The organism is Hyalangium minutum, from assembly GCF_000737315.1.
In the GTDB taxonomy this organism is placed as follows: Bacteria; Myxococcota; Myxococcia; order Myxococcales; family Myxococcaceae; genus Hyalangium; species Hyalangium minutum.
Genome location: NZ_JMCB01000009.1, coordinates 201,348 through 218,796, shown reverse-complemented (window position 1 = coordinate 218,796; position 17,449 = coordinate 201,348). Strand labels below are relative to the sequence as shown.

General features: G+C 67.7%; 13 protein-coding genes. 7 read left to right on the top strand and 6 right to left on the bottom strand.

Features of this window, described 5'->3' with window-relative positions:
* Positions 1 to 167 precede the first annotated feature (167 nt).
* Together DB31_RS24665 and DB31_RS24660 are read left to right on the top strand one after the other, a co-directional pair.
* Positions 168 to 3,296: a TonB-dependent receptor gene (locus DB31_RS24665; RefSeq protein ID WP_044191869.1), complete on the top strand. Its 3,129-nt coding sequence runs from the start codon at positions 168 to 170 to the stop codon at positions 3,294 to 3,296.
* 29 nt (positions 3,297 to 3,325) lie between these two features.
* Entirely contained in the window at positions 3,326 to 3,973 is a 648-nt protein-coding gene (locus DB31_RS24660; protein ID WP_044191868.1) for a hypothetical protein, read from the top strand.
* 21 nt (positions 3,974 to 3,994) lie between these two features.
* Here the strand turns inward: DB31_RS24660 and DB31_RS24655 are convergent, their stop codons facing one another.
* Positions 3,995 to 4,912, bottom strand: a complete 918-nt coding sequence (locus DB31_RS24655) for a fatty acid desaturase family protein (protein WP_240486866.1) — start codon at positions 4,910 to 4,912, stop codon at positions 3,995 to 3,997.
* Between the two features lie 417 nt (positions 4,913 to 5,329).
* Here DB31_RS24655 and DB31_RS24650 point away from each other — a divergent pair, with 417 nt between their 5' ends.
* Positions 5,330 to 6,664, top strand: coding sequence for a DUF1444 domain-containing protein (locus tag DB31_RS24650; RefSeq protein WP_044191865.1), 1,335 nt, complete (start codon positions 5,330 to 5,332; stop codon positions 6,662 to 6,664).
* Positions 6,665 to 6,676: 12 nt separating this feature from the next.
* Here DB31_RS24650 and DB31_RS24645 read toward each other — a convergent pair whose 3' ends face one another.
* Both DB31_RS24645 and DB31_RS24640 read right to left on the bottom strand, forming a co-directional pair.
* Positions 6,677 to 6,910: a hypothetical protein gene (locus DB31_RS24645; RefSeq protein ID WP_044191863.1), complete on the bottom strand. Its 234-nt coding sequence runs from the start codon at positions 6,908 to 6,910 to the stop codon at positions 6,677 to 6,679.
* A 51-nt stretch (positions 6,911 to 6,961) separates the two neighbouring features.
* A complete protein-coding gene (locus DB31_RS24640; protein WP_075306178.1) occupies positions 6,962 to 8,509 on the bottom strand; it encodes a bifunctional metallophosphatase/5'-nucleotidase in 1,548 nt (515 codons plus the stop codon).
* A gap of 178 nt (positions 8,510 to 8,687) precedes the next feature.
* Here DB31_RS24640 and DB31_RS24635 point away from each other — a divergent pair, with 178 nt between their 5' ends.
* The 3 genes from DB31_RS24635 (at position 8,688) to DB31_RS24625 (ending at position 11,639) form a co-directional block, all read left to right on the top strand.
* Positions 8,688 to 9,671, top strand: coding sequence for a hypothetical protein (locus DB31_RS24635; protein WP_169787090.1), 984 nt, complete (start codon positions 8,688 to 8,690; stop codon positions 9,669 to 9,671).
* Between the two features lie 81 nt (positions 9,672 to 9,752).
* The gene (locus DB31_RS45145; RefSeq protein ID WP_052420208.1) at positions 9,753 to 10,511 is read left to right on the top strand and encodes a helix-turn-helix domain-containing protein; all 759 of its coding nucleotides are present in this window, start codon (positions 9,753 to 9,755) and stop codon (positions 10,509 to 10,511) included.
* A 60-nt stretch (positions 10,512 to 10,571) separates the two neighbouring features.
* Positions 10,572 to 11,639 carry a C45 family autoproteolytic acyltransferase/hydrolase gene (locus tag DB31_RS24625; RefSeq protein ID WP_044191859.1) on the top strand — a complete coding sequence of 356 codons (1,068 nt, stop codon included), beginning with the start codon at positions 10,572 to 10,574 and terminating at the stop codon, positions 11,637 to 11,639.
* 15 nt (positions 11,640 to 11,654) lie between these two features.
* On the opposite strand, the gene DB31_RS24620 is transcribed toward DB31_RS24625, so the two are convergent.
* From DB31_RS24620 to sitA5, 3 genes are read right to left on the bottom strand one after another with little or no spacing between them, the layout of a single operon-like run.
* On the bottom strand, positions 11,655 to 12,308 hold the full coding sequence (locus DB31_RS24620) for a hypothetical protein (RefSeq protein ID WP_044191858.1): 654 nt from the start codon (positions 12,306 to 12,308) through the stop codon (positions 11,655 to 11,657).
* Between the two features lie 32 nt (positions 12,309 to 12,340).
* On the bottom strand, positions 12,341 to 13,159 hold the full coding sequence (locus DB31_RS48045; protein WP_083968648.1) for a ribonuclease E inhibitor RraB: 819 nt from the start codon (positions 13,157 to 13,159) through the stop codon (positions 12,341 to 12,343).
* Positions 13,156 to 14,517, bottom strand: a complete 1,362-nt coding sequence (sitA5, locus tag DB31_RS24610) for a SitA5 family polymorphic toxin (RefSeq protein ID WP_052420207.1) — start codon at positions 14,515 to 14,517, stop codon at positions 13,156 to 13,158. The genes DB31_RS48045 and sitA5 overlap by 4 nt, the downstream gene beginning before the upstream one ends.
* A gap of 38 nt (positions 14,518 to 14,555) precedes the next feature.
* Between sitA5 and DB31_RS24605 the strand changes: the two genes are divergently transcribed.
* Positions 14,556 to 17,432, top strand: a complete 2,877-nt coding sequence (locus DB31_RS24605) for a HEAT repeat domain-containing protein (RefSeq protein ID WP_044191856.1) — start codon at positions 14,556 to 14,558, stop codon at positions 17,430 to 17,432.
* Positions 17,433 to 17,449 lie beyond the last annotated feature (17 nt).

Genomic DNA, 17,449 nt, shown 5'->3' with positions numbered 1-17,449 from the left:
CCGCTACAGCCTAGCCCCAGGTATCAGGCGCTTCACCCCACATGCACTAAGGGGATCCCTGTGTTGACTGAACGCAACACTTGATTCTGTCCGCGCGCGGACATTTCTTACGCCCCCGCGAGGAGCCCGGCGGAGAGCAGCATAACCCCCCGGGCAAGACACACCCCATGACAGAGAGAAGGACTCCCCGGTGCGCCGGACTGTTGGTGCTAGCCCTGTGTTTGGCGAGCAGCCAGGCCCTGGCTCAAGGCACCTCGGTGTTGCTCGGCAATGTGACGGACACCGTGACGAAGCGCCCTGTGGCCGACGTGGTGGTGACGGCCACGTCTCCCAAGCTGCAGGGTGAGCAGGCGGTCGTCACGGATGAAGACGGCAACTACCGCATCCCCCAGCTGCCCCCCGGCGTCTACACGCTCCGCTTCGAGAAAGAGGCCTTCAAGCCCTACAGCCGGGAGAACATCGCCCTGCGGCTGGACTACTCGGTGCGTGTCAACGTGGAGCTTATTCCCGAGTCCGCGCTCACCGAGGAGATCCAGGTGGTGGCGCAGGCCCCCACGGTGGACATCGGCTCCACCTCCTCGGGGGTGAACGTCAGCGAGTCCTTCGTGCGGAACATCGCCGTGGTGGCGCCGACGGGGAAGGGGGCGGCCTCGCGCTCCTTCGAGTCCCTGGCCGAGCTGGCCCCGGGCGCTAACGCGGACACCTACGGTGTCTCGGTGAGCGGCGCCACGTCTCCCGAGAACCAATACATCGTCGACGGTATCTCGGTGAATGATCCAGGCTTCGGTATCAACGGCACGCCGCTGAGCGTGGAGTTCATCGGCGAGGTGAACGTCATCAGCGGCGGCTACCTGCCGGAGTACGGCCGCTCCACGGGCGGCGTCGTCAACGCGGTGACGAAGTCCGGCTCCAACGAGTTCCACGGCTCGGTGTTCGGCAACTTCTCCCCGGGAGGGCTCAGCGGCAGCCCCACGGAGATCCGCCAGGAGGCGGGCACCATCTCCGGCCGGTCCTCTCTGTGGAACCTGGGCGACGTGGGCGCGGAGCTGGGCGGACCCATCCTCAAGGACAAGCTCTGGTTCTACGTGGGCGTGGCACCCTCGTTCACGCGCTACCAGCTGGAGCGCAACCTCAACGCCCTGGTGCTGGGCGAGAACGGCGAGCTCGCCCAGGACGAGCGCGGCTTCACGCAGACGCGGCCCATCGAGGGCACGCAGAAGTTCTACTTCGCGGATCAGAAGACGTTCCAGTACATCGGCAAGCTCACCTATCTGCTCAACGCGGACCACAACGTGGCGGTGACGGTGACGGGCTCTCCCTCGTCGTCGGGAGGCTCGGGCAAGTTCTCCATCAGCGAGCGCACGGGCGCGCCCGAGGTGGATCGCATCTCGGGTGAGTACGGCGCCATCGCCACCCAGCGCAGCAACAGCAGCCTGGACACCAGCCTCAAGTGGTCCTCCTCGTTCCTGGAGAAGCGGCTGCTCTTCAACGCCACGGTGGGCTGGCATCACCAGAAGCTCTCGGTGCGCGCCTCGGACGGCACGCAGGGCGGCACCATGGAGGGGCTGGCGGGCATCTCCAACGTCACCTGGCAGCGGACCACGCCCTCGCAGCACTCCATCACCGAGTTCGAGTCCCTGCAGGATCCGTCCGTGTGCGACTCGCCCAACCCGGCGATCTCCACGCTGTGCCCGGTGCTCTCGTACCTGACGGGTGGCCCAGGCCGCCTGGATGACGCGACGCTGGATCGCTACCAGGCCAAGGCGGTGGGCACCTACCTGGTGAACGCCGCGGGCCAGCACGTCTTCAAGGCCGGTATCGATCTGGAGCAGATGGTCTACGACCACACCCGCTCGGTGACGGGCCGCACGGTGCTCATCGAGTCGGACGAGGGGGACTACTTCTACGACTACCGCCAGTACGGCTACCTGGTGGCGCCGGATCAGGTGATGATCCAGGATTCGCAGAGTCCGCTGTCCAAGTCCAACGCCGCGGGCGCGTTCGTCCAGGACAGCTGGACGATGCTGGACAACACGGCCACGCTGAACCTGGGCCTGCGCTACGACACGCAGCAGCTCGTCGGCGGCGGGAAGACGGCACTGGTGCTGCCGTACCAGTGGTCTCCGCGGCTGGGCCTCATTGTGGATCCGACGCGCACGGGCCGCATGAAGATCTTCGGCAGCTATGCGCGGTACTACGAGAGCGTGCCGCTGGACATGGTGGACCGCTCGTTCCCAGGCGAGCCGGGCGTGCGCTCGAGCAAGGACGCCACCAAGTGCGACCCGAGGGATCCGGAGCAGCAGCGCGGTATCTGCCAGAGCGACGAGGTGCGCCTGCGCGATCAGGATCCGCTGGACGCCAACGCCCTCTGGAGCACGGTGGGCGCGGGCGCCACCATCGTGGATCCGGCCATCAAGCCCCAGTCCACGGACGAGTTCACCGTGGGCGGCGAGTACGAGGTGATCGCCAACGCGCGCGTGGGCCTGTCGTACACGCGGCGCACGCTGAACATCGCCATCGAGGACATGAGCCGCGATGACGGCGCCACGTACTTCATCGGCAACCCGGGCTACGGCTTCGCCAAGGACTTCGTGAAGCCGAAGCGCAACTACGATGGGATGACGCTCTTCTTCCAGAAGAACTTCTCCAACCTGTGGCTGGCGCAGGTGAGCTACACGTGGTCGCGGCTCTACGGTAACTACGAGGGGCTGTTCCGCTCGGACACCGGCCAGCTGGATCCGAACATCAACTCGGACTTCGACCTGGTGTCGCTGCTGCCCAACCGGAGCGGCCTGCTGCCAGCGGACCGGACGCACCAGCTCAAGGCGTTCGGCGCGCGCGAGTTCGTGCTGCGGCCGGGGCTGAGCCTGAACCTGGGCCTGTCGTACCGGGGAAGCTCGGGCACGCCGCTGAGCTACCTGGGGGCGCACGTGGACTACGGCGCGGGGCAGGCCTACATCCTGCCGCGCGGCACCGCGGGCCGGCTGCCCTGGGTGAACCGCTTCGACAGCCGCCTGGCGGTCAACTACCAGCTGGCGAAGGACATCACGGCCTCGGTGAGCCTGGATGTGTTCAACGTGTTCAACTTCCAGACGGCCACGGCGTACGACCAGAACTACACGTACTCGCCGGTGCTGCCCATCGTGGGCGGCACGCGGGCGGATCTGCCCGGCAAGGTGCTGGACGCCGAGACGGAGGAGCCGATCCCCGACGAGGCCATCAACAAGAACTTCGGCAAGCCCACCGCGTATCAGGCGCCGCGCTCGTTCCGCTTCGGCGCCCGGGTGTCGTTCTAGTCGCGCTGCACCTTGGAAAGGTTTCTCCCATGAATCGACGACTCCTTGGAATGCTGGTGGCCGCCTCGCTGATGGCGGCCTGTGAGACGGAGCAGCCGCCCATTGGCTGTCCGGTGCAGAGCCTCACCTGGGCTGTCACCTACAAGCCCAAGGGCCCGAGCAGCTGTCCGGTGAAGGCCGGCGAGCAGCTCGGCATCCAGAAGTTCTCCACGCCCACGGGCGAGGAGCAGCTGTCCATCAAGCCGGCCACGCTCGTGGCGCTGGACGAGCGGGATCCGGAGCGGCTGGCGTACTCCATCGGCGCGCTGGCGAAGGAGGCGGACGCGGAGGGCTTCTGCTCGGCCACGGTGGGCACGGCGGAGAAGCAGGCGCCCGCCACCGCGGACCTGCCCGCCACGAGCATCACCTACGCGTGGAGCAACGTGCGGATCCTCGCGCTTCCGCTGGCGCCGGGCACTCAGATGGTGGCGGACCTGACGTACACCGAGGACGGGTGTACGGCGGAGTACGAGGTGTGGGGCATGTGGCCGGGAGACGTGGACTGCGCCAACGAGGCGGGGGAGCCGGACAACGGCATCTGCGCGAATGCCGGCGGCATCAACCCCGACTTCTCCACTGTGTGTGACCCGACGCAGCTGCGGTGCGTCCCGGCGAAGCGGCCGCCCTCGCTGAGGTGAGCGGCCGCTCGGCGCCGCGGCCTACACGCGCGCGGCGTTGACGCCGGACTCCACGGCATCCAGCTCGTCGCCGAAGGCCACCTCCGCCTTCTCTCCGCTGGGCGGGGAGAAGGGGGGGCGGCCGACCTGCTGTGTGCCGAAACGGGGGAGGACGGGCGCCAGCACGTAGTTGGCGAAGCACCACGGGAAGAAGTAGCGCGGCTTGAGCTCGGGGTGGATCTCCGGCTCGATGCGGGCGTGGGCCTCGCGCAGCGTGCTCCAGTGGGCGCCGGGCATCTCATGGTGCGCGGCGTGGAGCGCGTTGTTGAAGAGGAAGAAGTTGATGGCCTTCCCCGTCCAGCTGCGGCTGTGGTTGTGCTCGCTCCACGGATCCGTGTGCACGTGCTGGATGTAGTTGAAGAACATGATCGTCCACAGCGCGAACACGGCCGGAATGGCGAAGGCGAACAGCCACACCCGCGCGCCCGCCCACACCCCGTGTAGCACCATGGCCAGCGCCAGCAGGAGCACGTGCGTGCCGGCCCACACCACGTACTGGGTGACGATCTGCCGGAACAGGGTGGGGTTGTTGGTGCGCGCCTTGCGGATGAAGGCCTTGATCGGATCGCTCTGGAAGTAGGACGAGACGAAGAAGTAGGTGAGGGCCACCCAGAGGTTGTGCTTGTTGGTGTACCGCCAGGTGATGGTGGCGTCCCCCGCCTTGTTGACGAACTTGTGGTGGTTCAGGTTGTGGGTGGGGATCCACGCGAAGGTCGGGTACCCGTAGAAGATGGACAACCACATGCCGAACGCGTTGTTCAGCTTCCGGTTCGTGAAGGTGGGGCAGTGGTTGTGGTTGTGGGCGATGACTCCCGCCGACAGCGCCAGGTAGCACGCCAGGGGGGACAGCCACGGGATGAGGCCTGGGTTGGCGTACATGGACAACGCCACCACGGGCATCGCTGCGCACCACAGAAGGGTTCGACGGTCGGCGGAGTATCGGAGCATTCACTCCCGGTCTATCGCACCCGCTGTTTACTGGCCAGCACCATCCCTGGAAGAGGCTGGACTTCGGCTGGCCTCTCCCCGGACTCGGAGGGGTTAGGCTAGATTAGAAGGTGGTCCAAAGGTGTAGGTGAGGCATGGATCCTGGAACCAAAGTGGGCGTCTTTTTTGGGGCAGGGCTCCTCTTGCTCGGGGGCGGATGGGCCATGTTCCACTGGCTGGCCTCGCTGATCGAGGATCCCACGACCTCCGAGGGCCAGGAGGCGGAGGAGCCAGCGGAGCAGGAGGGACCCCCTTCGAGCGGCTTCGACGACTGAGCCGCTTGGGCCGTGGGCGGTGGTACTTCGATTTCGCTCATGCATTGGAGAATGGATGTACAGCAGTCTCGATCGCATCGATCTGGTCACCCAGGACCCCCGGACCGGAAAGAAGTCCTTCCACCAGACGGACCACCGCCCCACCGTGGAGGTGCAGCAGGAGGCCGAGGTCTCCACCCTCTTCGCGCTGACGCGGGTGCTGAACGCGCGGCAGATGGGTGAGCGCGAGGGCGGCGTCCGGGTGCTCTATGTCAGCTTCGAGCGGCCTCCCGACTTCCTGCAGCGCGTCGTGACGGCCGCCGGGGGCCGGCTCATGGTGAACGACGACGATCTCATCTACGAGGGCGTGCTGGGCACTCCCGAGGAGCTGGCGGACGAGGCGTTCCGGAAGCTGGCGAGACGGGTGCTCCGCGAGCGGGACTTGCCGGTGGAGGAGAGGTCCCTTGTCGCGTTGGAGCGTGACTACCTGGGGGCGCCTGGCCCGGAAGATGATGAGATCGGCCACTGGACGCGGGTGGTGGCGCTGGCGGCCGTGGCGGGAGAGCTGTTGCGGACCCGGTGTGGAGGCCGGTGGATCGAGGTGCAGGGCATGGCGACGCTGCCCTTCATCTTTCACCTGGCGCCGGGCGGAGAGTCGAGTCCGCGCATCAACGCGGTGGGCCGGGCCGAGCGCTTCCTGAAGAACGGGGAGCGGGACAGTCTGGTGCACCTGCTGCGCATGGCCGAGGACCATCTGAACCGGAAGGAGCAGCCCAAGCGGGTGCTCCTGACGCTCAAGCCGCCGGACTGGGCAGGCCGGGACAAGACGGTGTGCCGGCCGGTGCTGGAGGGCGAGAAGACGGCCGCCGAGGTGCCGCTGATGGCCTATGGCGAGGACATGCCGAACTCGTTCGCCATCTTCGTGAAGGACGGCACGCGCGAGCTGGAGGTGGAGTCACTGCACGCGCAGGCGGTGGAGACGCTGAAGGAGGTGGAGGTCGAAGTCCAGGAGATCGACGAGACCGAGGGGAAGCTCTTCGTGGTCTCGGGCAGCTACTTCGCCGCGGAGAAGCTCCTGGATGGGGAGTTCCTGCGCGGCATGCACGAGCGGCTGAAGACCCCGCTGCTCGTGGCCGGAGTGCCACGCAAGGGGCTGCTGTTCATCGGGGATGTGCGATCGCCGCAGTTGATGAATGGGCTGATGGCCATTCTGGCCGCCGAGCATGCCAAGAACGCCTCGGAGCCCATCTCGACCACGCCGCTGATCATCTCGGAGGGGAAGATCTGCGGAGTGGTCCGGGCGGTGGAGAAAGAACAGACGGAGCAGAAGGAGGAGCCCCCCACCGCTGCGCCTCAGGACAAGCCGCGGCAGGGGTTCTTCCAGCGGTTGCTCGGGCTGTTCCGGCGCTGAGGCGGCCGGAGCCTACTCGCGCGGGGCTTCCTTCGAGCCGACGACGGTCAGGTTCATGCCGATCTGCACCGAGAGCAGCTTGCCGTCGACGGTGACGGTCGTCTTTCCATTGATGTACCAGCCAAACGAGCCGGTGGAGAACGACTTCACTTCGGCGAGCATCTCCTGGCCGTTGATGACGACCTTGAGGGGCTCGGCCTTCTCGAGGAACTGGGGCAGGGACACGGGGCAGGGGGACTTGGCCATGGGGCGCGCACCCTACCACCGGGGCGCCGAGCCGGACCACTGCGCGGGCGCTCAGCCTCCGCCGGTGCGGCCATCCAGGGTGGCGGTGATGGGAGCGGCCTGGAGGGCCTGGATGAGCAGCGCGTGCGCATCCATCCCCGTGCGCACCGGATGGGAGAAGGTGGCGAACAGCTCCTTGTATCCCGCGGCCACGAGCGCCTGGAAGTTGCTGGTGCTCAGCCGGTAGGTGGCGCTCGGCACCAGCGCCGTGTAGCCCCGCTCGGGGCGGGCGGGATCCTGGAGCACTTGGAGGTCCGTGGGCTTGCCGTCCACCACGCGGTAGCGCACGCCCGTCTGCTGGCTGAACGCGTCCGAGCCCCGCTTGGCCACGCTCAGCTCCACCCAAGCGCGGAGTTGCTCCCCGGTGACGTCCGCGGTGACGACTTCGTTCTTGTAGGGGATGGCCGTGTAGAAGGTCTCCACGGTGATGTCGCCCGGAGGAATGCCCGCGCGGAAGCTGGAGGCGGTGGAGAAGAAGATGTGCGCACGGGCTGCCTTGCGGAGCACCTCGGTGGCCCAGTTGCCGAGTACGCACTCGCCAGAGTTGAGGTTCGCGTCGCTCAGCTCCACCTGCGCCTGGCCGAGTACCCTGAAGCGCTCCGGCCGCTTGGCGACGAGCTGGCGCTGCAGCTCATCCACCTGGGCCTTCGTAGCGGGGGCCTGTGGGCGCGTCTCATCCAGCTTCACGAGCTCGCCTGACACTTGCTGCAACGAGCCCTCGCGGAAGCGCAGCCGCACCTCTCCCAGGTAGGCGCCGTACTGGTACGGAGAGATGAACCAGGTGGAGCTGTCCGGCAACTGGACCAGCTCGTTCTTCTGGTGCGAGTGCGAGCCGAAGATCAGATCGATCCCAGTGACAGCCCTGGCCATGGCCTCGTCGTCCTGGCGGTGCTCGTGGCCGATGAAGACCACGGCATTGACCTTCTCCACCTCGCGCAGGGTCTTCACGGTGTCCTGGGCTGCGGCGAGAGGATCCTTCCAGGAGGAGCCTGCGGGCATGCGATCGGCGCGCACGAGCGCGGGGAAGTCCGGGCCACCGAGGGCGAAGAAGCCGATGCGCACGCCCTGCACCTCGCGGACGACGTAGGGCTTGCCGCTGGGCTTCAGCAGTGGGGTGCCATCGCTCCCCACGAGGTTGGAGCTGATGACGGGGTAGTTCGCGGTGCCCATGCAGCGGAGGAACTCGTCCGCGCCATAGTCGAGATCGTGGTTGCCCACGGCCATGACGTCCACCAGCCCATTGAGCCAAGCCCACTCGATGCAGTGGTACTCGTCGCTCCAGGTGGGGGTGCCCAGGTTCATCGTGTCCCCGCCGGACACCACGAGCGTGTTGGGGCGCTTCCGAGCCTCCTGGAGGTAGGCCACCACGCGGGCGATGCCGGCTTGGTCATGCTGGCCCTCGGAATACAAGGGCACGGCGTGCGAGTGGTAGTCGGCCATGGACAGGAGAGTGATCTCCACGTCCTCCCTGGCCTCCCTCATCGTCCGGCACGCGGGGGTGGCGAGGGCTCCGAGCAGGGCGACGGCCAGGACACGTCGAGCAAGCGGGCGAGCAGGCATGGAGAGGCCTCCTACTCTGTTTTTCCGAGGACTTGGAGCCTCAGAGAGGCGTGAGGCGCCACGCCTGAGGGCCATGGCGATCCTACCGAGAGCGTGAACGTCAGACCCCTGCATTAAACCTAAGTGCATTGGGACGGAGGACACCATGCAAGGCGAGATGGTTCGCAGCGAAACAGGGATGCCGGCTCCTCGCCGCGCGCAGCTCTCGGCTGAGTTGCTGAGGGAGGAGCGGGAGCAGCACCAGTTCCTCTCCCAGTATGTGAAGCAGTGCATGGTGGAGGGGACGGACTACGGGCGCATCCTGGGCTCGGAGAAGCCCACGCTGCTCAAGCCCGGCGCGGAGAAGCTGATCGATCTGTTCAGCTGCACGCCCGAGTTCACCCTGGTGCCGGAGTTCTGCCACGAGGACTTCGAGACGGGCTTCTTCAAGTACACGTTCCGCTGCCGCATCATCAGCCGGGACTTGGGAGCGGTGCTGGCGGAGGGCTACGGCTCGGCCAACAGCCGCGAGAGCCGGTTCCGCTGGCGTCTGGCGCACCGCAAGTGCCCGGCCTGCAGCAAGGACGCGATCATCCAGGGCAAGAGCGAGTACGGCGGCGGCTGGGTGTGCTTCAAGAAGAAGGGCGGCTGCGGCGAGAAGTACGTGGCGACGGACGAGCGCATCACCAGCCAGACGGTGGGCCGGGTGGTGAACGAGGACATCGCGGATCTGGACAACACGATCCTGAAGATGGCGAAGAAGCGGGCCCAGGTGGATGGGGCCATCGCTCTGGCGCGGTGCTCGGACATGTTCACCCAGGACGTGGAAGACTTCTCGCTGGACCTCGGCAGCGGCTCGGCGTCGCGTGCGGAGGGGGCCTCCGAGGCTGCTCCGGCGCTGGCAGTGGCCGAGCCCGGCCCGTCGTTCGACTTCGGCCCGGGCAAGAGCGAGCCGGTCACCCCTCAGGTGCCGCTCACGTGGGGCGAGGGGAGCAACCTGGCCCGGGGGATTGCTGGGGCGCGGGATGCGCGGTCGCTGCGCAAGGTGGGGATGTCCATCAAGGAGGCCCGCGCGGGCGGGCGCATCACCGACCAGGAGCGGAGCGATCTGGAGAAGCTCTACCGCGCCAAGCAGTTGGAGCTGACGAACGCGGCCCGGCCGTCGATTCGGCGGGCCTCGTAGCTGAAAAGCGGCGGGGGCGGGCGGGGAGGGGCTCTCGGCGGGACGCAAGATGGAGGAGAATGGGCCCAGGGAGGAAGCGCCATGCCGGCCACGACAAAACCCGATGCCCGTATCCAGTGGGGGCGGCCTCCCGCGCCTTGGAAGGATCGCGTCGAGTTCCTGCTCTGGCAGCCTGCCGAGTCCGCGCAGGCCCGGGTGCATGAGGTGGCCCCGGACGCCAATGGAGATCTGCTCGTCGAGCTGTCGGAGACGGGGTTCCGGGCGTGGGTGTACGGGCCAGTGACGCGGCTGACGAGGATCTCCACGCAGGCGCGGTGCACCTATGCGGTCGTCCACTTTCACCCGGGGGCCATGCCGCGGCTGGTGGACGCGCACCCGGCGGAATTGGTGGATCGCGCCGTGGAGCTGTGGGAGGTGGGAGGCGTGCCGGTGGAGGCCTTGGGCGAGCAATTGTCTCGCGCCGGTTCGATGGAGCAGCGCTGGGTGCGGCTGGGGGCGGCGCTGGCGCGAGCGAAGTGGCCGCCCCTGGATACGTTTGATCGGGCTTGGCGCCATCTCGCTGCGCGCGGTGAGACGCCAGGAGTGGCCGAGCTGTCAGAGGCGCTCCACCTCAGCGAGCGCACCCTGGAGCGTGCTTTTCAGGAACGGCTGGGGCTGTCTCCGAGGACGTTCCGGAGGATCCAGCGCCTGCAGAGGGTCCTGGCGGGACTGGGCTCGGGGCAGGCAGGCTCGCTGGCCGAGTTGGCGGCCGAGAGTGGCTATGCGGATCATGCCCACCTGACGCGGGAGTTCCGGGCGCTCATGGGCCGTGCGCCGAGCGAGTTCCGCGCGGGGCGCTGAAGCTCCGCGTGTCGGATTCGTTCAAGCGGAGAGGGGAGGCAGGGACGTAGCTTCCGGCGCATGACGACGCGCAAGCTGCAGATCGTGGAGTGCCAGGGAACCGCCCGGCAGATCGGCCAACAGTGGGGAGAGGGGTGCCGGGGGAGCTTCCGGGCCTCGGTAGAGGCGCTCTTCCGGGGGCTGGCCGAGGGGCCCTTCCAGGCCTCGCGGGCGGCGGTGGTAGGGACGGCGATGAAGCTGGAGGCCAACGTTCGGGCCTTCGATCCGGAGGCGCTGGAGCTCATCCGAGGCCAGGCGGAAGGGGCAGCCATCCCATACGAGGAGGCCTTCGCGCTCCAGTGCATGCTCGAGGTGGCCATCAACTACCAGCAGATCGGCGGTATGTGCACCTCGTTCGCGGTGACGGGCCCGGCCACGGCGGATGGGCAGACGCTGGTGGGCCAGAACGTGGACTGGAACCCGGAGGCCACGGTGGATCTGATCCGGGTGCGCTATCCGGATGGGCGCTCGCTGCTGTCGCTGTGCCTGGGGTGCGCGCCGTACTACCACCTGAGCAGTGAGGGGTTCGCCAATTGCTCCAACCTGACGATCGTCGCGCCGCAGCCGTGCCAGTCGCTCGTGCCGCTGGGGGTCTACTTGCCTCGGGCGATGCGGCAGCCGGGCCTGCGCGCGGCCATGGAGGTGTTGGCGGGAGTGGCGCGGGGCTTCGGGGCGTATCTGCTGGGGGATGCCGCGGGGCGGGTGCTGGGACTGGAGAGCACGTATGACGACCGGGCGGTGTTGGAGCCCGAGCGGGGAGTGCTCGTGCACGCGAATCACTACCAGGCGGAGCGGCTTCAGGCGTTGGATGTGACGCACCACTTCGTGCCGTGCACTCATGGCCGCGCACAGAAGCTGCGCGAGCTCATCGACGCGGACTACGGGCGGTTGACGCCGGAGCGGCTGATGGGGTTCCTGGCCGACCACGGCAATCCGGGTGGGCGGCTGTGCCGCCATGACGAGCCCGTGGCGCCTGGGGCGATGCCCATGGCGACGAAGGCGGCGGTGGTGATGGCGCCCGCGCGGAGGACGATGTGGGTGGCTGCGGGGCCCGCGTGCCGGGAGGCCTTCGTGGAGTACCGGGTGTGAGCGTGCGGGAGGGCGTTAGAGCCGGGCGTGCAGGGCTCCGAGCACGGATTGGGAGACGCGGGCGGCGTCGTGCAGCAGCTCATCGGGGAGCCAGTAGTGGAGGACGCGGTCCGCGGCTTCGACGTGGGCGCGGGTGAACGCCATACCCTTGGCTTGGGCCCGCTCGGGGGCCTTGGGCAGGCAGCGCTTGCACAGGCAAGGCAGGGGCGAGTCCGGCTCGTGGGCGGTGAGGTTGATGGGGCCTGCGGGGGCGGGGGCCTCGGCGGGGCCGTTGTTGCCGGAGGGCAGGAGCAGCGCGAGGTCCTCAGCGGCGAGGACGCGGGGCGTCTGGAGAGACATGCCCAGGGCGCCCTTGGCGGCGGTGATGCCTTTGCCGGACTCGAAGCGGAGCTTTGGGATGAGGCGGGTGATGTCGGTGATGGGGATGCGGTTGGGCGTAGCGCGCCACTCTTCGTCCTGGAACTTGAGGCCTTCGAGGACGGCCACCCACCAGAGCGCCTCCTTCGGAGGGCGCACGGTGACGAGGAAGAGGCGGCCGCCGGACTTCAAGGGATCGAGGTGGCGGCTCGCGCTGCGGTACCGGTCGAGGGGAAGGACGTCCCCAGGCTTGAGGCCGGCAGCCTCCTTCTCGAAGACCGCCTTGCTGATGATGGCCAGCATGTCAGGCATGGGCGGGATTCTACCAAGGGGCGCTGCCACATTCACTCCGGGAGCGCGGTCTCCGAGCCGTCATACTCGCCGGAGTGTTGCTGGGCGAGGCGCTCCAGTTCGTCGCGGACGGTGAGCGCGGCCTCATCCTCGGAGGAGGAGAGGGTGTGGTGGACGAGGACGAGCCAGTTCACACCATCGGCGCCTTTGCGGCTCTCGATTTCGAAGCCACGGCGACGCAGTTCTGCAGCGACGGCTTTACCGTCCTTGGTGAGAGGGAAGTAGAGGTAGTGGCTCATGCGCAGCGGAGTGGTGGCGGAGGACGCGGTGGGGGGCGCTTCCGCTTGTCCCGAAGGTTCCGGCGGCGTGCTGGTCACGGGAGCGGGCGGGCGTGGCTCATGCTCATGTTCAGGCCGCCACTGCTCTGCCAGGCGCTGCACCAGATACTCGTGGTTCCACATAGAAGCGCGAGAGAGGCGTTTCTCCTCGGGAGAGAGCTCTCTCTTGATGAGAGTCTCCTTAGCGCCTTCGAGAAGAACCCAGGTCATGACTTTTCCCCCGGGCGCGATGAAGCCGACTCTCAGCAGCTTGGCTGGAGCATCGAGCCCTACGGGGATCGGGTAATGACCGATGATCTCCACAAGCCCATGTTTGACGGCGAGGCTCACAAGATAGAAGACGAAGTACCCTTCTTGGGTTGCGAGCGCAGCGAGTTCGTCGTTAGAAGGGCGTATCTTGAAAAGCCCAGGAAGCACACGGATGGTATCGCTGTATCTCGGATGCTTGGAGGTGTACTGCACATAGGCGAGCCCTCGAGGCGTGCGAACTTCGGCGATGTCTCCGAACTTCGCTTTTTTGCGCGAGCCGGTCATTCCAATTGGTCCCCATTCTTGAGGGTCTTGAGGAGTTCTTTGCCTCGACGCAGCGCGCGGGCGTACTTGGGGTTTGAGCGAGCAATGCTGTTGATGCGGTTCAGAAGAGTACCGCCATTCTTCTGAAGACCATGGATCTCGATGAGGACTTGTTCGACGGCACGAGCATCCTCTCTTGAGAGATTATTCATCAGGTCTTCAATGTGGATTCCCTTCTCGCGGAGTTGCTCCGCTGCGCGCCGTGCAAGGTCGTTCGTGATGCCTACGTATTGGAGTTGTCCTCCGTTTCTCGAGATGTAGACGGTCGTGTCGCCCGAGCTGGCCATGGCCACGGCGCCAGGTGCCAGGACGAGGGTGGCGCCTGAGGCGGAGACGGTGACGGAGTCCACCGCGGCCGCGAGGGAGAGAGGGGTACCTCCAGGGATTGCAACTGCCAGGGTTGCCTGAGGCGCGCCGGGTAGGGAGGGCAGCTTGGAGGCAAAGCCGGCCGCCGTGTTGCCTGCGGCGACAGTGAAGAGCATGGCGAAGACACGGGCGGCGTTGGGCCCCAGCACTCTGCTGAACCGGCGTCCGGCATCCCGTACCTGGTCGAAGGAGGTGGCCTTGTCCACGTCCTCGACCAGCAGGGCCCACCCTTGGAACAGGCTCCAGACAGTGTCGAAGCCCAGGTAGCCAATAAGGGCCACGGTCATGGCCGCAGCGATGCCCTTGGAGAGAGGCTCGGGAAGAACCCAGAGCATGAGGTACATCGTCATGGCGGAGACGAGGGTGGTCTGAATCGCCAACGGGTCCACCATCTGCTCCAGCGCGTCTTTCGTCTCCAGCCAGAGGGAGGTCAGGGCGAAGTGCAGGGCCAGGGCGCGTTTGCCGTCATGGCTCAGCAGTGCTCCCCCGTCCAGTAGCTGAAGGCAGTCCAGAGGCAGGGAGCGGCTCTCGCACCACAGGCCATAATCACGCGAAATGGAGCCCTCCGCTGCAGAGGTCTCTGGAAGCAGGTGACCCCGAGGCATGTCCTCTTGAGTATTCACGGAGACGAGGCCCAGGCGGCTGCGCGCAGTGGCGTAGGGAGCGCTTCGAGAGGGGAGCAGCCACAAGCGCTGCGCTTGCTGGAGCGGTTGTGGGGCAGGCTGCACCTGCAAGGCATGCGTGGAGAAGGCTTCCAGGAAGGCCGCGCTGTCCACTCGCACGGGCGCTCGGTCTCCGGGAGCAATGTGGACGATGGGCTCGGGCTGCTCCGCCTCCAGGCGCAGGATCCGCGTGGAACTGCTGCATCCCACCAGCAGGGCCAGCGCCAGAGGCCCCAACCGGTGCGAGAGCACCCAGCGCATCTTCCCCTGCAACGCCCGCATGTCAGGCATGGGCGCGATTCTACCAAGGCGCGTAGAGTCTGAGGGGCATGACGCCTTTGAACCCGGCCGCAGTGCGGCTGTTCGATGAGTCCGCTGAGGTGCGCCGCGAGGCTGTGGACGCCGTGGATGCCACGACGCTCACGGGCCGCTACGCGCTCAGGCAGGCCCTGTTGGGGGATGAGGACGCCGAGGTCCGGGCCTCCGCCGCACGGCGGCTCGGCGAGGCGCGGGATCGCCTCTTTGCCCGCGCGCTCATTGAGGCGCTGCGCGACCCTCTTCCCATGGTTCGCGATCGCGTGTGGCGCGCCCTGGCCCGAATGGGGACGCGGGAACTGCTTCCTCAGGCGGAACAGGCCGTCCGTGAGGAGCCGGTCTGGTGGGTGCGGCGGGCCGCCGTCAGAGCTGCTGCCTCCGTCGCAGGCACCGGCGCGCTCGAATTGCTCATCCAAACTTTAGAGGATCCCTTCTGGCGGGTGCGAAGCGCGGCCGTGCAGGCGCTGCTCTGGCTGGGAGAGACCCACGCGGAGGTCCGCCAACGTGTGCGCGCCGTAGGTGATGCAGCAGGGCCCGGTTCAGTCCGGGCGGCCGCCGCGTATCTCGAAGGCGCTTGGACTTCTTCCGCTCCGTCACCTCAGGAGGGCAGCTTCGCGGGGCCTCTCCCGGTACCTGCCGAGGCGGGACTGGACGACCAGGATCCCGCCGTGGTCACAGCCCGGCTTGAGCGGCTCTCTGCCTCAGAGGTGCCGCTCATCAAGCTGGTGGAGTGGTTGGGAGATCCGCACGAGCCGCTCCGTTCCCTCGCGCGGCGGCGTCTGATCGAACTCCGGGATCCCGAGGCTGTCAGGCTCGTGATGCGCTGGCTGGATGAGCCGCGCGTTCCTCACTCCGCCGATGAGGTTCGCTCTCTGCTTCAGCGGATCGACCTGGATGAACTCGCCCTGGCCTCGCGTATCCTCGGTGAACCTCCAAGGCCGGGCGCGGTCGCTTGGGCCGCCCGCATCGCGGTGCGCAGGGATCACCCCGAGCTCATCCAGCAGGTCCAAGCCCTGGCCCGGCATGCGGAGCCCGCCGTCCGGCGCGCAGCTCTCTCCGGTCTCGTACACGATCCCGCAAGCCGCGAAGTGGTGCTCGCTGCGCTCAGTGACCCGGACGCGTCCGTGCGTGACGAGGTCATCGCTGCCTGGGAGCAGCGGCCTCCTGCGCCCTCGGCCATTCTGGCCTTCGCGCGGGCCCTCGTGGCCTTCGCTCCCCAGGCCTGTACTCCGCACGAGCGCCGCGCCGTTGCGGGGGCCGCCGGGTGCGTCGGCGACGAGGCCTTGCTCGCGCGCCTCTCGACCGATGCCGATGTGTCGGTTCGTGCAGTGGCCCTCGGGGAGCGTTCGGAGCAGGGAACCCTCACGGAGGAGGAACGCCGCGACGCCCTCTCGCACGAGGACCCCTGGATCCGCACGGCTGTGCTGGACGTGACCTCGGCGCGAGAGGCATGTGAGTCCGATCCGGACCTCTCGGTACGGCGATCGGCACTCGCGCTCCTGGCCTCCCACCGCGTGAGCCTCTCACCGAATGAACTGCGCAGCGTGGGCCTTGCCAGCGCGCGCTCCCCCGATCCGTGGATGCGCGCCCGTGGCGCAGAGTTGCTTCACGCAGAGGGCGCACGGGAAGAACTGGAGGCGCTCCTTCGCCTGTCGCTCGATTCCTCTCCGATGGTTCGAGCCGCTGCCGCAGCCGTGCTCGAGGCGTGCGAGACACTCGACGCGCTCTTGGCCGGCCTGCTGCGAGGCCCCATGCGTACGCGGGAGCCCGATCTTCGCGCCTCCGCCTACACTTGGCTGTTGCGCCGTGCGGACTCCACCGCCTTCCAGCACCTGGCCGCCGCGCTACGAGACACCTCGGAGCCACAGCGGGTGGTCGCCCACCTCGAGGCGATGACCCTCATCTTCCCGGACGAGGTCTTCTCCTCAGCCCCTGACCTGGAGCAGCGCCGGCCCACACGGCCTCGCCGGGACAAGACCCCCACGAAGCGCACGCCTCCCGAGAGCCCCTCTCGGCCCTCCTTGCGCCTCCTCGGGAACACGGGGCTGCGCGTCTCCCCGCTGGTGCTCTCGGGCGCCAACGGCCTGTCCGCCGCCTCGCTGGCCGAGGCCCATGAGGCCGGTGTGAACACCTTCTTCTGGGAGACAGAGTACCTCCAGCTCACCCGTTTCCTGCGCTCTCTCCGGAGCCAGCGGGAGGGACTCGTGCTGGTCGCGGGCTCGTACCACTCGGGCCCTGCGGCGCTCCGCCGGGACGTGGAGTCCGCGCTGCGCCAGCTGCGCACGAGCTGGCTGGACGTCTTTCTCCTCTTCTGGGTGCGCTCGCCTGAGCGCCTCAATGACGAGGACTTCGAGGCCCTGGAGAAGCTCCGCGCCGAGGGCAAGCTCCGCGCCTTCGGCTTCTCCACCCACCTGCGAGACGTGGCCACGGAAGCGATCCGGAGCCGCCCCTGGCCCGTGGTGATGACGCGCCACAGCGCCGCATACCGAGGCGCGGAGTCCTCCTTCTTCCCCGAGGCGCTCGCGCGGGGAACTGGAGTCCTCACCTTCACGGCCACCTGCTATGGCCGGTTGCTCCAGCCCGCGCCCGGGGTGCCCGCGGACGCCGTGCTCCCCACGGCGGTGGACTGCTACCGCTACAGCCTCTCGCAGCCCGGCGTGAGCGCCTGCCTCTCCGCACCCCGCAGCCACCGCGAGCTGGCGCAGAACCTGGAGGTGCTCGCCCGGCCCACCATGGTCCCCGAGGCTCTCGGTGCCATGCAGGCCCACGGAGCGCGGGTCCGCGCGCGGGCCCAGCAGTTCAACGCCCTCATCCGCCAGGCACCCGGGGGGACGCGAGACACCTTCCTGGCACTCCTCGATGAGGAGGGCGAGCCTCCCCCGACCCGGTGAATGCTTCCCTCTGGGAA

What these genes read in the sequence shown, in the direction of transcription:
- DB31_RS24665 (WP_044191869.1), top strand. Translation starts at nt 168, where the DNA reads ATGACAGAGAGAAGGACTCCCCGGTGCGCCGGACTGTTGGTGCTAGCC.
- DB31_RS24620 (WP_044191858.1), bottom strand. Translation starts at nt 12,308, where the DNA reads ATGCCTGACATGCTGGCCATCATCAGCAAGGCGGTCTTCGAGAAGGAG.
- DB31_RS24645 (WP_044191863.1), bottom strand. Translation starts at nt 6,910, where the DNA reads ATGGCCAAGTCCCCCTGCCCCGTGTCCCTGCCCCAGTTCCTCGAGAAG.
- DB31_RS24655 (WP_240486866.1), bottom strand. Translation starts at nt 4,912, where the DNA reads ATGCCCGTGGTGGCGTTGTCCATGTACGCCAACCCAGGCCTCATCCCG.
- DB31_RS45145 (WP_052420208.1), top strand. Translation starts at nt 9,753, where the DNA reads ATGCCGGCCACGACAAAACCCGATGCCCGTATCCAGTGGGGGCGGCCT.
- DB31_RS24640 (WP_075306178.1), bottom strand. Translation starts at nt 8,509, where the DNA reads ATGCCTGCTCGCCCGCTTGCTCGACGTGTCCTGGCCGTCGCCCTGCTC.
- DB31_RS24605 (WP_044191856.1), top strand. Translation starts at nt 14,556, where the DNA reads ATGACGCCTTTGAACCCGGCCGCAGTGCGGCTGTTCGATGAGTCCGCT.
- DB31_RS48045 (WP_083968648.1), bottom strand. Translation starts at nt 13,159, where the DNA reads ATGACCGGCTCGCGCAAAAAAGCGAAGTTCGGAGACATCGCCGAAGTT.
- DB31_RS24660 (WP_044191868.1), top strand. Translation starts at nt 3,326, where the DNA reads ATGAATCGACGACTCCTTGGAATGCTGGTGGCCGCCTCGCTGATGGCG.
- DB31_RS24650 (WP_044191865.1), top strand. Translation starts at nt 5,330, where the DNA reads ATGTACAGCAGTCTCGATCGCATCGATCTGGTCACCCAGGACCCCCGG.
- DB31_RS24635 (WP_169787090.1), top strand. Translation starts at nt 8,688, where the DNA reads ATGCCGGCTCCTCGCCGCGCGCAGCTCTCGGCTGAGTTGCTGAGGGAG.
- sitA5 (WP_052420207.1), bottom strand. Translation starts at nt 14,517, where the DNA reads ATGCCTGACATGCGGGCGTTGCAGGGGAAGATGCGCTGGGTGCTCTCG.
- DB31_RS24625 (WP_044191859.1), top strand. Translation starts at nt 10,572, where the DNA reads ATGACGACGCGCAAGCTGCAGATCGTGGAGTGCCAGGGAACCGCCCGG.